Below are 12,748 nucleotides of genomic sequence, written 5' to 3'. Positions count from 1 at the left end.
CGTGAGCCCCGCCCTGATCCTCTACCGGCTCCTGACCCGGATGCTGGAGCCGCTGGCCCCCCGCCTGCTCGACGGTCGGGCGAAGAAGGGCAAGGAGGACCCCGTCCGCGTCGATGAACGCCTGGGCCTGACCCGGGTCCCCCGTCCCGACGGCGAGGTGGTCTGGCTGCACGGCGTCAGTGTCGGCGAGACCCTGTCCCTGCTGCCCGTGGTCGCCAAGCTGCGCGCCACGCGCCCGGACCTGAACCTGCTCGTCACCTCCGGCACCCTGACCTCGGCCGCCCTGCTGGCGCACCGTCTGCCCGAAGGCGTGATCCACCAGTTCGCCCCCGTCGACGCGCCGGGCGCGGTCGACGCCTTCCTGACCCACTGGAAACCCGTGGTCGGCGTCTTCGTCGAAAGCGAGCTTTGGCCGAACCTGATCCTCGAATCCCGCCGCCGGGGCGTGAAGCTGGTGCTGGCCAGCGCCCGGATCACCGAGAAGACGGTCGCCGGCTGGCGGCGCTTCCCCGCGGCGGCGCGCGAGATCCTGTCGGCCTTCGACGTGATCCTGCCGCAGGACGGCGTTTCCGCCGACCGGCTGGAGAGCCTGGGCGCCCGTATCGACGGCCATGTGAACCTCAAGCTGGCGGGCGAGGCCCCGCCGCATGACGGCGCGGCCTTCACCAAGCTGAGCGCCGCCATCGGGGACCGGCCCGTGGTCGTGGCCGCCAGCACCCACGACGGCGAGGAGATCGCCATCGTCCGCGCCCTGGACAAGCTGGCCGACCGGCTGTGCCTGATCCTGATCCCGCGCCATCCGGAGCGCAGCGCCGCCATCGCCGCCGCCCTGACCCGCGACGGCTACCGCTTCGCCCTGCGCTCGCAGGGACGTCAGCCGGACAACGACACCGACCTGTATGTCGCCGACACCCTGGGCGAGATGGGCCTGTTCCTGCGGCTGGCCGACGTGGTCGTCATGGGCGGCAGCTTCTCGGCGGCGCTCGAGAAGCCCCCCGTCGGCGGCCACAACCCGCTGGAGCCCGCGCGGCTGGGCAAGCCGGCCGTCACCGGCCCGGACATGACCAACTGGGCCGCCATCACCGAGGCGCTGGTCGAGGCCGGCGGCCTGCAGATCGTGGCCGCGCCCTGGGACCTGCCCGCCGCGCTCACGCCCCTGCTGGCCGACGAAAAGGCCGCCCGGGCCATGGGCGACCGCGGCCGTCGCGCCGCCGCCGAGGCCGGGTCCGGGCTGGAACGGCTGATCGAGGCGATGCATCCCCTGCTGCCGCCGAAGCGGAGCCGGCGATGAGCCTGAGCACGCCGAAATGGTGGTATCTGCGCGACCGCAAGCATGCGGCCATGACGCGGATGCTGCTCAAGCCGCTGTCGTGGATTTGGGCCGGAGTGACGGCCAACCGCATCGCCCGCGCCACGCCGGTCGATGCGGGCGTGCCGGTCATCTCCGTCGGCAATCTGACCGTGGGCGGATCGGGCAAGACGCCGGTCGCCCGCGAGGTCCTGCGGCTGCTGCGGCTGTCCGGCGTCGAGGCCCACGCCCTGTCGCGCGGCTACGGTGGAAAGCTGGAAGGCCCGATCCGGGTCGACCTGGACCTCCACACCGCCGCCGAAGTGGGCGATGAGCCGCTGATGCTCGCGCTGGCCAGCCCCGCCTGGATCGCCCGCGACCGCGTGGCCGGCGCCAAGGCGGCCGCCGCCGCGGGCGCAAAGGCTCTCGTGTTGGATGACGGACACCAGAACCCGGCCTTGAAGAAGACCCTCAGCCTGATCGTGGTGGACGGCGAGACCCGCGACGACGAATGGCCCTTCGGCGACGGCTCGGTCTTCCCCTCCGGTCCGATGCGCGAGCCGCTGAAGGCCGGTCTGGCCCGCGCCGACGCCGTGATCGTCCTGATGCCGTCCGATCTGGCCGAGCCCGATCCGGAACTGCTGGAGACCTTCGGCGCCCTGCCCGTCTTCATCGCCCGGCTGCAGCCCGCCGGTCCGCCGCCGTCCGGACCGCTGGTCGGCTTCGCCGGCATCGCCAAGCCGTGGAAGGTCGAGCGCTCGCTGAAGGCCGCCGGCGCCGATCTGGCCGACTTCGCCCCCTTCCCCGACCACGCCGCCTTCAAGACCGAGGATCTCCGCTTCCTCGCCGACCGCGCGGAACAGTTCGGCGCGACCCTGGTGACCACCGAGAAGGACTGGTCCCGTCTGCCCCCTGAATGGCGGACGCGGGTGACCTCTTGGCCGGTGAAGGCTGCGTTCGAGGACGAAGCGGGGTTCCTCCACCTGCTGCGCGGCGAGGGCTGAGCGGAACAGTCCCGACGCCCGTGTGTTCGACACGGGATTACGGAGGGAGAGCCGCATGCGCCGCCTGATGATCCTCGCCGCCCTGACCACCCTGGGGGCCGCCGCCGCGGGCTGCGCCACCACCGACGGCTACGCCTCGGCCTGCGAGCGCGACTACGCCCGGAACCGGGACTATGCGAGGGCCAGCGGCGCGGCCCTGGGAGCCCTGGCAGGGGCGGCGATAGACAAGGAGAATCCCGAGCGTGGCGCGGCCATCGGCGCGCTGGCGGGCGGCCTGCTGGGCAACCAGTTGTCGGCGGAGGACGATCCCTGCGGCTATGGCTTCGGCGGCTACAACCGGGACCGTCGCTATGGGACCGAGCGGGTCTACTGGCGGGACAACCACCGCCCCTATCCGCGCTATTGAATCCTAGCCGAACCGGCGGCGCTGCTCGGCGCTGCGCAGGGTGGAGCGCAGGAACTCGGCGGGCGGATCGGTCTCGGCCAGCACGGCTTCCTTGATGGCGCGAGGCTCGCCGAACAGGTGGCCCTGGCCCATGGAAACGTCCAGTTCGAGGATGTCGACGATCTGGCGCTCGCTCTCGCACTTCTCGGCGATGACCTCGATGCCGTAGCGCCGGGTCAGGCCCGCGAAGTCGGCGGCCTGAATGTCGCGCAGGGACGGCAGGGCCGGTCCGTTGTCGAGATCCAGAAGCTGTTCGATCAGCAGGTCGGCGGCGACCTTGAGGAACTTCACGTCCGAACGCTGCAGGTCGGCGAAGTCGAGGTCCAGCGTCTGGACCTTGTCGATCGAGAAGCGGAAGCCGAGGTCGGCCAACTTGGCCATGTTCCGGGCCTCGACGGCGCCGCGGGCGTCGAACACGGCCTGGCCCAGCTCGAAGATCAGGGCCTGGTTCAGGTCGCGGTTCTCGCTCAGGAAGTCGAGGAACTGCGGGAAGAAGGTCTCGTCGCCCAGCGAGGACAGGGCCACATTGCAGAAGACGCCGACCTTGCGGTCCTGACGGGCCAGGCGGCGCACGATCTGGGCGCAGCGGAACAGCAGCAGGTTGTCGATGGCGGGCACCAGCCCCTCGCCCTCGGCGACGGACAGATACTCGGCCGGCATCATCACCCGGTCGTCGGCGGCGCGCAGGCGGGTGAAGCTTTCGTAGAAGATGGTCCGGCGCTGCGGCAGGGAGACCACCGGCTGCAGGTAGAGGTCGACCCGGTTCTCGGCCAGGGCCTCGTGGATGGTCTGCAGCAGGACGTTGGACTGCTGGCGGTGACGCGCCTCGAACGGGCTGGCGGGGACCGGTTGCTGGACCCGCTCCTCGATGGAGACGCTCATCTGCTGGATCAGGGTCTCCAGCATGCGGACTTCGCCCGACAGCTGCTCGGTCGAGGTCAGGGCTCCGGCCTCGATGGCCTGGGCCAGTTCGGTCAGAGCGCCCTGGGTGGACTCCATCGCGTCGGCCAGCAGGCGGTGGGCCTCGCGGACCTGGTCGATTTCCTTCTTCAGGGCGGCGCGCTGAGTTCGTCCGACGACCAGGACGTGGATCGCCATCAGCAGGCCCGCGGTGCCGAAGCCGGCGGCCACGCCTGCGCCGCCGCCGAGACCCGCGCGCCACAGGAAGGCGCCGACGGTCATCGCCAGGAACAGGTAGCCGAAGAACAGAAAGCCGTTGGTTATGGCGCGCATGGGGTACGGAGTTTCCGCCTTCCCGGATGGAATCGCCCGAGTATCGGGGTATCACGGCAATACGCATAGGGTCCGAACACGGATTCTCCCCACGCTTTCGAGGTTAACGATGGAATTGTTCGACCTGACCGGCAAGGTCGCGGTGATCACCGGCTCCTCAAAGGGCATCGGCAAGGCGATCGCCGAGCGGATGGCCGAGCACGGCGCCAAGGTCGTGATCTCGTCGCGCAAGGCCGGCCCTTGTGACGAAGTGGCTCAAGCGCTGAACGCCAAGCACGGCGAGGGCACGGCCATCGCCGTCCCGGCCAACATCGCCTCGAAGGAAGAACTGCAGCGGCTGGTCGACGAGACCATCGCCGCCTTCGGCAAGATCGACATCCTGGTCTGCAACGCGGCGTCCAATCCCTACGCCGGGCCGATGGGCGGAATCACGGACGACCAGTTCCAGAAGATCTTCCACAACAACGTCCTGGCCAACCACTGGCTCATCCAGATGGTCGCGCCGCAGATGGTGGAGCGAAAGGACGGGGCCATTCTGGTGATCTCGTCGGTCGGCGGCCTGCGCGGCAACGCCCTGATCGGCGCCTACAACGTGTCCAAGGCGGCGGACATGCAGCTGGTGCGCAACCTGGCGGTCGAGTTCGGCCCGTCGAACGTGCGGGTCAACTGCATCGCGCCGGGCCTGATCCAGACCGACTTCGCCCGCTACCTGTGGGAGAACGAGGAAGTGCTGAAGGTCACCGTCGAGCCCAATCCGATGAAGCGCATCGGACAGCCGGACGAGATCGCGGGCACCGCCGTCTATCTGTGCAGCAAGGCGGCGGCCTATGTGACCGGCCAGACCCTGGTCGTAGACGGCGGGCTGACGATTGCCTGGTGACGGTCCCAAGGTGAGTTTCGGCCAGGACCTGGCCTGGCGGCTGGAAGGCGTGGCCTTCGCCGGCCTGATCGGCCTCATGCGACTGCTGGGGCTGACGCGGGCCTCCGCGGTCGGCGGCTGGCTGCTGAAAGCCCTGGGGCCGATGACCAGCACCCAGAAGACGGTGATGCGCAACCTGCGCATCGCCTTCCCGGACATGCCGCGGGCCGAGCGCGAGGCCCTGGCGACGGCCCAGTGGGAACAGACCGGCCGCACCTTCGCCGAGACCCTGGTGATGGATCAGCTGACCCCGGCGTCGGGACGGATCGAGATCGTCGGCATCGAGCGGCTGCACGCCATTCGCGACAGCGGCAGGCCGGCGGTGCTGGTCTCGGGCCACATGGCCAATATCGAGGTGATGGCGGCGGTGATCGTGGCGGCGGGCGTGCCCTGCCAGGTGACCTATCGCGCGGCCAACAACCCCTATGTCGACAAGCAGATCCGCGAGGCGCGGGCCCGCTACGGCGTGACCCTGTTCGCGCCCAAGGGCGGCGACGGCGCGCGCGAGCTGCTGGCCGGGATGGCGCGCGGCGAGTCCGTGGCGCTGATGAACGACCAGAAGTTCTCGGAAGGCCCCGAGGTGACCTTCTTCGGTCAGCCGGTGAACGCGGCGCCGGGGCCCAGCCGGCTGGCCCTGCGGTTCGGAACCTTCATCCAGCCGATGTCGGTGGTGCGCCTGCCGGGCGTGCGCTTCCGCGTGACGGCGCATGAACCGATCGAACTGGAGAAGACCGGCAACCGGTCGGGCGACATCGTCCGCGGCGTGCAGGCGATCACCACCTTCATCGAGGATCGGGTGCGCGAGCATCCGGTCGACTGGTTCTGGGTCCACAAGCGCTGGCCGCAGAAGGTCTATGACGCGCTGGCCGCCGAGCGCTAGACCATTTTTGCTTCAGGTCGGATCGACCTGAATCCAAAAAATGGTCCAGCATCAAACTGGAGCGAAATCTGAGCCGAGCCGGACTACGTCCAACTCGACCGATTTCGTTCTAGACCGCCTCAGACCTCGTGCGGCCGGTCCGTGGCGCGGCGCTTGGGCCCCTTGTCGTCGGCGCTCTGCACCCGGCGGCGGTCGGGCCCGAAATAGCCGTCGGTCTTCACGAACGGGCGTGGGCGGAAGATCACCGCCTGGATGCGGTCCAGAATGGCCTTGGCGGTGATCGGCTTGACCACGAACTCGTTCACCCCGGCGTCGCGCGCCTCGTAGACGCGCGTCTTCTCGGAATGGCCGGTCATCATGATGATCGGCAGATAGGGATTGGCGCTGTCGGGACTGTTGCGCACCAGGCGGGTGAACTCGACCCCGTCCAGCGGAAACATGTTGAAGTCGACGATGACCAGATCAACCGCATGGTCGCGCAGGATTTCGAGCGCGGCGGCGCCGTCGGCGGCCTCGCGCAGCTTGCGGATTCCGGCGGACTGAAGAACAGCGGAGGTGATCGCCCTCATGTGCTGGTTATCGTCAACCAGAAGAACCTGAAGGGCGGCGAGGGAAGACATGCAGGACAGCTTGGTGGAGACGGCCAAACCGTCGGCGTTCGCGACGTCTAGGGCCGGATTCGGCCCGCGTCTATCAGCGAACGCTGTTTCAACTTTAGCGTAAACGGCTAAGCTTGCTCAGGATTTGACCAGCAGCGACGGATCGAGGTTCCGATCGCGCCATTTCATGCGCCAGCACAGGTGGGGACCGGTCGCTCGCCCGGTCATGCCGACCCGCCCGATCAGATCGCCGCGCATCAGATCCTGCCCTTCCCGGACCTCCAGCCGCGACTGGTGCAGATAGGCGGTGATCAGGCCCTGACCGTGATCGATCAGGACCAGCCCGCCCTCGAAATGCAGCGACGGCTGGGCCAGGGTCACCCGGCCGGGCGCCGGCGCGCGAATGGCCGAGCCCTGCGGCGCGGCCAGGTCGATGCCGAAATGGGGCCGGGCGGGCGTGCCGTTCAGCACGCGCTGGGCGCCCCAGCGGCTGGTGATGCGGAAGCTCTCCAGCGGCCAGACGAAGCCGTCATGGAAGCCGTCCGCGTCGGTACGGCTGGCGAAGCCCTCGGTCTTGAGCAGAACCTCGTCCCGGATGCGGGCCAGCAGGGCCGGGTCCGAGGGCTCCACCGTCGCCGGCGGCAGGCCGTTGACCGCCGTGGAGGGGAAGGTCCCCGCCGCGATGGACAGCACCCGGCGGGCCGAGCGGCCGTCCGACCGGGCCTCGATCTCGACGCTGCCCGCCGCATCACGGTCGAAGCCGACGATGAACCAGCCGTCGGCCGAGGCGGCGGTCAGGGATTCGCCGTCGACGAAGACCAGCGCCCGCGGCCAGGTCCGGCCGATGGTGTGGCCGCCCTGTACGAAGCGGCCGGTCAGGTCGAGGTCGGAGCCCGTGGTCTGCGCGCGGGCGGCGCCGGCGGCCAGAAGCGCCGCGCTGCCGGCGAGCAGGCCGCGCCGGTCCAGCATCAGGGCTGCTGGCCCAGCCGCTGGAAGGCCTCCTCGGGGCCGGCGTAGGCTTCCTCAAGCCGGGCCGACCAGTACCGCAGGGTTTCCAGCGGGATCGGCTTTCCGGAGACGGCGCAGGTGACGACACGCCCAGGCTTCAGGACGGCGAATTCGCCATCGCCGTAGTGGAGCGTCGCCTGTTCACCGGGAGATTGGACCATGACGACAGCCTAGCTTGAGCGAACGGGAAGCGCCAAGGCCCTGGCCGACCCTGTCGGGCTAAAAACGCCGAATCCCGTCTTCCCGGCGCATCCGACGCGGATCAGCCGGAAAAAGTGCACTCGGAAAAAATGGAGTGCACATTGTGCACAAATTCGCCTGAGGCGGGGGAAATCGAACGGGCTCAACCGGAGCGTCGGGCGTGTTGATTGTCAAAGATCCGAGGACCGGCACCCTAGCAGGGGGATGCGTCGAATCTGGGCGTGGGGGTGATCCGAGGCTCCGCTCCACCGGTCATCCCGGCCGGAGCGCTGGAGACACGGCTAGAACAGATCGCCCTGCCCCGGAGCGGCGGGCTTGGGCTTCGCCGCCGGGCGCGGTTTGGGCTCCACGAGCGCCGGAGACGGGGAGGCCCCCTCCCCCTCTATCCGCGCGCCCTTCGATCCGTCGGCGAAGACTAGACGCACGGCCTGACCGTCGTGCAGCCCGGCCGCGGAGGCGATCATGGCCCCCTCTGCATCCTCCACACGGGCGAAGCCGGGCTTGGGCCGCTTCGGATCAAGGGTCGCCAGCGCCCGCGACAGGGCGGCCAGCCGGGTCTCATCCCGCTCAAGCCGGCGCGGCAGCAGCGGATCGAACCGCCCGGCGACGGCGGTCAGGCGATCCCGGCGCCGCTCGGTGGCGCGATCCAGCAGCCCCCGCGACAGGCGGGCTGAAACCGAGGCGTACTGCCGTTCGTGCACCGCGACATTGCGATGGAGGGCCGAGCCGAGGCGGCTTCCGGCGTGATCCAGCCGCTGCTGCGGCAGGGCCAGCAGGTCCTCGGGCCGGGCCGGCAGGCCGCGGGCGGCGGCGCGCAAGCGGGTGCGGCGGTCTTCCAGCAACCGTCCCCCGGCGCGGGCTAGGCGGCGCTCGAAATCGGCCACGGCGTACTGCAGGTCGGCCAGCACCGGGGTGGCGATCTCGGCGGCGCCGGTCGGCGTCGGCGCGCGGCGGTCCGAGACGAAGTCGATCAGGGTGGTGTCGGTTTCGTGCCCGACGGCCGAGATGATCGGGATGGAGGCGGCGGCGACCGTGCGGGCCAGCCCCTCGTCGTTGAAGCACCACAGGTCCTCGACCGAGCCGCCGCCCCGCGCGACGATGACCACGTCGGGACGCGGAACGGGGCCGTCAGGCGTCATCGCATCGAAGCCGCGAATGGCGTTGGCGACCTGGCCCGCCGCGGCGTCGCCCTGGACCACCACCGGCCAGACGATGACGCGGCACGGCCAGCGCTCGGCGATGCGGTGCAGGATGTCGCGGATCACCGCGCCGGTCGGGCTGGTGATGACGCCGACCGTGGCCGGGAAGGCGGGGATGGACTTCTTGCGCGCGGCCTCGAACAGCCCCTCGCCGGCCAGCCTAGTCTTCAGCCGCTCCAGCTGGGCCAGGAGGGCGCCGGCGCCGGCGGCCTCCATGCTCTCGATGACGATCTGGTACGACGAGCGGGCCGGATAGCTGGTGATCTTGCCGGTGACGATGACCTCCAGCCCCGACTCGGGCCGTACGCCGAGGCCCCGGACCGAGCCCTTCCAGATCACGCCGTCGATGGCGGCCTTGTCGTCCTTGAGCGTCAGATAGACGTGGCCCGAGGCGTGGTGGTTCACCTTGGAGATCTCGCCGCGCAGGCGGACATGGCCGAACCGGTCCTCCAGCGTGCGCTTCAGGGCGAACGACAGTTCCGAGACCGTCTGGGGCGGATTGTTGTCGCGCGGCGCCTGCGGTTCGTCCGCCGGGCCTTCGAAGACGTAGTCGTCGGTCATGGCGTCAGCCTAGCGAGGCGCGGAGCCGGGCGAAACTCAGAACCGCTTCGTCAGGCCGATGCTGATCACCCGACCGCGGGGATCGGCGGCGATCGGATCGTAGCCGAGCGCGAACTGGGCCAGCGGCGGGTCGGAATCCGCCACGTTCATGACGCCCAGCGAGAGGTCCAAGGCCGAAGAGAGGGCCCGCACGTACTGCAGGTCCACCGTGGTCCAGTGATCGATGGTCGGATCGGTGATGCCGCTGCGGTCATTGCGATAGCCGCCGGTGTAGTGGGCCAGGACGGTGATGGTGTCGCTCGGCCCCGACCAGCCGAGGGCGAACTCGCCCCGGTCCTGCGGCATCGACCGCGCGAGGGTGTTCAGATTGGTCGAGCCCAGGCCCGAGGTGGTCGGCGCGCCGGGCGCCAGGCGGATGTCGTAGCGGTTCACGTACGTCCACGTCGCCGAGGCCGAGAAGCGGCCGTCGAACAGGTCGCGTTCATAGCGGGCCGAGAGATCCAGCCCCTGGGTCTCGATGGAGGAGGCGTTGGCGAAGCGCAGGTCGACGAAGGTCAGGGCGCCGCCCGGCGCGCGGGTGACGCGGGCCTGCGCCGCCGTGCCTGTCAGGCCCGCCAGATCATCCGCCGTCGCGCGGTCGATGACGGCCTGGGCGGATTCCTTGACGATCAGGTTGGTGTAGTCGATCCGCCAGGCGTCGAGGCCGATTTGCAGGCCGCGAAGGGGCGTCCAGACCGCCCCCGCCGTCAGGGTCTCGGATTCCTCGGGCTTCAGATCGGGGTCGCCGATGGTCAGGGTGTTGACGAAGACGAAGGCGCCGCGATCAAAGACGGACGGCTGCGACGCCTGGGCGCCGGCCAGCGCATAGACGGACGGGTTGCGGAAGCCCTGTCCCCAGGAGGCGCGCAGGGTCAGGGCGTCGGCGACATCCCAGCGCACGGCCACGCGGGGGCTCAGCGCGCTCTCGCCGCCGTCATAGACCTCCTGCCGGGCGGCCAGCTGGGCCTCGATGGCGTCGCCGAGGCGGATGCGGGCCTCCGCGAAGGCCGAAAAGACTTCCTGGTCGCCGTCGAAGTCGGGCGAATAGCCTGCCGTCAGCAGCTCGCCCGCATTGACCAGATCGCTCCAGTCGTGGCGCAGGCCGCTGCGGCGATACTGCACGCCGAAAGCCAGGTCGGCCCCGCCGCCGGTCCAGTTCAGGGCCCGGCCGCTCGTCTGGGCGTCGACGGTGGTCAGGGTGGCCGCGCCGCGCAGGCCGGTCGAGCCGATCAGCCCTGCGACCAGCGTGGGGTCATTGGCCGAACCGGTGCGCAGGTAGGCGCTGCCGAACGGGTTGAAGTACCGGCAAGGTCCGGCGCCGGGCGTTCCCGTCGCCGGATTGCAGCCCGCGCCGCCCAGGCCGTTCAGGGCGTTCTGCAGGGCCGTGCCGATCACGTCGGGCTTGTCATAGGCGATGTGCTGGCGGCTGGAGGTCGCCGACAGGTCCCAGGTCCAGCCGCTCGCGAAGCGCCCGGCCAGGCCGCCCGCCAGACGCCAGGTCCGGTAGTCGAACTCGGCCTGGGACGCCCCGGCCTCGGCGCCCAGCAGACGCCCCCGGAACTGCACCGCCTCGCCGAACGGATTGTCCGGATGGGAGGCCGGCACGGTCAGGCTGCGGGCCAGGATGGGCAGGGACGGGCTCTGACGCGCGATGGTCTCGGTCGAGGACCAGGCGGCCTGCAGCCGGACATCCACCGCGCCCACCGTGCGGCGCCATCCGGCGAACAGCTGGGTGCGGGTCTCTTCCGGCGACAGGTCGAAGAAGTCCGAATAGTCGAGGCGGCAGAAGGCGTCGGTCGGACTGTTGCGGAAGGCGTGGGTGAAGGCGGGATTGGTGCAGTTCGGATCCGGCGCATAGGCGTTCGTGCTGGGCCGGAAGTAGGAGCCGGGCTGGCCGTAGCTGGTCACGGCCGTCCATGCGGCGCGGCCATAGGTCTGGGCCTGGGTGAAGGCGCGTTCGTCCGAGCCAAGCGCCGACCGATGCAGATGCGATGCCGCCAGCGTCAGGTCCCCGCCCGCGACCCGCAGGCCGCCCAACGCCTCGATCAGGGTCTCGTCCGCCCCGTCCATGAAACCGTACCGGACCCGCAGCTCGGGCTGGTCCACGCCGTCGCGGGTGATGAAGTTGACCACCCCGGCCACGGCGTCGGAGCCGTAGAGGGCCGAGGCGCCGTCCTTGAACGTCTCGATGCGCCGCAGCGCGATCAGGGGCACGAGGCTGTTGATGTCGACGAAGTTCGAGCCGTCGGCGGCCACGGCAGCGCTGGAGGTCCAGCGCAGGCCGTCGACCAGCACCAGGGTCGAGCCGAGACCGAGGTTGCGCAGGTTGAACTGGGCCGTGCCGGAGCTCTGCGGCTGGTTCAGCTGGTCCACGCGCGCTTCGGAGCCGGAGTTGGCGGTCAGCAGCTGAAGCACCTGGGCCGCGTCGGTGACGCCCGCTCGGTCCAGCGTCCGATGGTCCAGGATCTCGACCGGAGCCAGCTTTTGGGCCCCCGACAGGCGCGAGCCGGTGACGACGACCTCGTCCAGCGAGTCCGGCGCGGTCTGGGGCGCGGTCTGGGCTTGGGCGGCGCTGGCCAGGGCGCAGAATGCGGCTCCGGCGAGGAGGGCGAAGCGGCGGTCGGTACGAAGGGAATCGAACATGGTCGGGCGGTTTAGGTCGCCTTGGCCGCAAGGGACAGGGTGAAGCTTGACGCCACGGCAGGGGGAACGCCGTTCAGGTGTGGGTCGTTTGCGGATCATGCCCGCCGACCCGCCCGATACCGATCCTGGAGACGAGACGCCGCGCGAACGCGGCCTGCGCGAGCGGAGCGACACGCCCGCCGTCAGCCCGTGGGTGATCCTAGGCGGCATCTTGATGTTGGGCGGGCTGGTCTACGTCGTATCCGCCCTGCTTTGATCCCGAGGAGAGTTCCGATGATCCGCACCGCCCTTCTGAGCGCCGCCGCCGTGAGCCTGCTGGCCGTCGCCGCCTGCTCCGACAACACCACCGACGACGTGGTTCAGGCCCCCGCCCCGGGCGCCGCGCCCGCGCCCGTCACCGAGACCCGCGCCCAGACCGCCCAGACCACCGCCGCCCTCGCCTTCGGCATGACCCGCAAGGAGCTTGAGGACGCCGATCTGGTGTCTGCGAACTTCACCGACCTGGGCGATATCGAAACCCTGGTTCTGGACGCCTCGGGCGCGCTGACGCAGGTGGTGGTCGAGCTGGAAGGGCCAGGCGACCGCAAGGTGGCCCTGCCGATCGCCGACATCAGCCCGATCGCCCACGCCAACGGAACCGAGAAAAATTTGACCACCACTCTGAGCGCCGCGCAGCTGGCCGCGCTGCCCGAATGGACGCCTCCGCCGGCCGGTTAAGGTCGTTTGGCG

General features: G+C 70.0%; 12 protein-coding genes and 1 pseudogene. 7 read left to right on the top strand and 6 right to left on the bottom strand.

What is annotated here, in order from left to right:
- Nucleotide 1: 1 nt before the first annotated feature.
- Genes AC3WRV_RS06275 through AC3WRV_RS06265 form a run of 3 tightly spaced genes read left to right on the top strand, consistent with a single transcriptional unit; the run spans nucleotide 2 to nucleotide 2,698 of the window.
- On the top strand, nucleotides 2–1,291 hold the full coding sequence (locus AC3WRV_RS06275) for a 3-deoxy-D-manno-octulosonic acid transferase (protein WP_492312551.1): 1,290 nt from the start codon (nucleotides 2–4) through the stop codon (nucleotides 1,289–1,291).
- Nucleotides 1,288–2,292 (top strand): tetraacyldisaccharide 4'-kinase, encoded by a 1,005-nt coding sequence (gene lpxK / locus AC3WRV_RS06270; protein WP_492312550.1) that lies wholly within the window; start codon nucleotides 1,288–1,290, stop codon nucleotides 2,290–2,292. Before AC3WRV_RS06275 ends, lpxK begins: the two co-directional genes overlap by 4 nt.
- Nucleotides 2,293–2,347: 55 nt before the next feature.
- Complete coding sequence (locus tag AC3WRV_RS06265) at nucleotides 2,348–2,698, top strand: glycine zipper 2TM domain-containing protein (RefSeq protein WP_492312549.1); 351 nt, start codon at nucleotides 2,348–2,350, stop codon at nucleotides 2,696–2,698.
- A gap of 3 nt (nucleotides 2,699–2,701) precedes the next feature.
- Here the strand turns inward: AC3WRV_RS06265 and tipF are convergent, their stop codons facing one another.
- A complete protein-coding gene (gene tipF / locus AC3WRV_RS06260) occupies nucleotides 2,702–3,970 on the bottom strand; it encodes a flagella assembly cyclic-di-GMP phosphodiesterase TipF (protein ID WP_492312548.1) in 1,269 nt (422 codons plus the stop codon).
- 109 nt (nucleotides 3,971–4,079) lie between these two features.
- On the opposite strand from tipF, the gene AC3WRV_RS06255 reads away from it, so the two are divergent.
- A complete protein-coding gene (locus AC3WRV_RS06255; RefSeq protein WP_492312547.1) occupies nucleotides 4,080–4,850 on the top strand; it encodes an SDR family NAD(P)-dependent oxidoreductase in 771 nt (256 codons plus the stop codon).
- A 10-nt stretch (nucleotides 4,851–4,860) separates the two neighbouring features.
- Complete coding sequence (locus AC3WRV_RS06250) at nucleotides 4,861–5,769, top strand: lysophospholipid acyltransferase family protein (protein WP_492312546.1); 909 nt, start codon at nucleotides 4,861–4,863, stop codon at nucleotides 5,767–5,769.
- Between the two features lie 119 nt (nucleotides 5,770–5,888).
- On the opposite strand, the pseudogene AC3WRV_RS06245 reads toward AC3WRV_RS06250, so the two are convergent.
- From AC3WRV_RS06245 to AC3WRV_RS06225, 5 genes and pseudogenes are all read right to left on the bottom strand, one after another.
- A pseudogene (locus tag AC3WRV_RS06245) lies at nucleotides 5,889–6,443 on the bottom strand (response regulator); the annotation flags it as partial.
- A 63-nt stretch (nucleotides 6,444–6,506) separates the two neighbouring features.
- On the bottom strand, nucleotides 6,507–7,337 hold the full coding sequence (locus AC3WRV_RS06240; protein WP_492312545.1) for a M23 family metallopeptidase: 831 nt from the start codon (nucleotides 7,335–7,337) through the stop codon (nucleotides 6,507–6,509).
- Nucleotides 7,337–7,537 carry a DUF2093 domain-containing protein gene (locus tag AC3WRV_RS06235; protein ID WP_492312544.1) on the bottom strand — a complete coding sequence of 67 codons (201 nt, stop codon included), beginning with the start codon at nucleotides 7,535–7,537 and terminating at the stop codon, nucleotides 7,337–7,339. The genes AC3WRV_RS06240 and AC3WRV_RS06235 overlap by 1 nt, the downstream gene beginning before the upstream one ends.
- Nucleotides 7,538–7,858: 321 nt before the next feature.
- The gene (xseA, locus tag AC3WRV_RS06230) at nucleotides 7,859–9,337 is read right to left on the bottom strand and encodes an exodeoxyribonuclease VII large subunit (RefSeq protein WP_492312543.1); all 1,479 of its coding nucleotides are present in this window, start codon (nucleotides 9,335–9,337) and stop codon (nucleotides 7,859–7,861) included.
- Between the two features lie 36 nt (nucleotides 9,338–9,373).
- Nucleotides 9,374–12,019 (bottom strand): TonB-dependent receptor plug domain-containing protein, encoded by a 2,646-nt coding sequence (locus AC3WRV_RS06225; RefSeq protein ID WP_492312542.1) that lies wholly within the window; start codon nucleotides 12,017–12,019, stop codon nucleotides 9,374–9,376.
- 88 nt (nucleotides 12,020–12,107) lie between these two features.
- On the opposite strand from AC3WRV_RS06225, the gene AC3WRV_RS06220 reads away from it, so the two are divergent.
- Nucleotides 12,108–12,275, top strand: a complete 168-nt coding sequence (locus AC3WRV_RS06220) for a hypothetical protein (RefSeq protein ID WP_291835750.1) — start codon at nucleotides 12,108–12,110, stop codon at nucleotides 12,273–12,275.
- A gap of 17 nt (nucleotides 12,276–12,292) precedes the next feature.
- Nucleotides 12,293–12,736, top strand: coding sequence for a hypothetical protein (locus AC3WRV_RS06215; RefSeq protein WP_492312541.1), 444 nt, complete (start codon nucleotides 12,293–12,295; stop codon nucleotides 12,734–12,736).
- Nucleotides 12,737–12,748 lie beyond the last annotated feature (12 nt).

It is taken from the genome of Brevundimonas sp. EU05-FHT14B11, assembly GCF_058790835.1.
The sequence above is the reverse complement of the archived record's forward strand: the minus strand, read 5'-3'. Positions and strand labels throughout refer to the sequence as shown.

Coding starts and splice junctions, on each gene's coding strand:
- AC3WRV_RS06225 (WP_492312542.1), bottom strand. CDS start 12,019: ATGTTCGATTCCCTTCGTACCGACCGCCGCTTCGCCCTCCTCGCCGGA.
- AC3WRV_RS06255 (WP_492312547.1), top strand. CDS start 4,080: ATGGAATTGTTCGACCTGACCGGCAAGGTCGCGGTGATCACCGGCTCC.
- AC3WRV_RS06240 (WP_492312545.1), bottom strand. CDS start 7,337: ATGCTGGACCGGCGCGGCCTGCTCGCCGGCAGCGCGGCGCTTCTGGCC.
- AC3WRV_RS06235 (WP_492312544.1), bottom strand. CDS start 7,537: ATGGTCCAATCTCCCGGTGAACAGGCGACGCTCCACTACGGCGATGGC.
- AC3WRV_RS06265 (WP_492312549.1), top strand. CDS start 2,348: ATGCGCCGCCTGATGATCCTCGCCGCCCTGACCACCCTGGGGGCCGCC.
- tipF (WP_492312548.1), bottom strand. CDS start 3,970: ATGCGCGCCATAACCAACGGCTTTCTGTTCTTCGGCTACCTGTTCCTG.
- lpxK (WP_492312550.1), top strand. CDS start 1,288: ATGAGCCTGAGCACGCCGAAATGGTGGTATCTGCGCGACCGCAAGCAT.
- AC3WRV_RS06215 (WP_492312541.1), top strand. CDS start 12,293: ATGATCCGCACCGCCCTTCTGAGCGCCGCCGCCGTGAGCCTGCTGGCC.
- xseA (WP_492312543.1), bottom strand. CDS start 9,337: ATGACCGACGACTACGTCTTCGAAGGCCCGGCGGACGAACCGCAGGCG.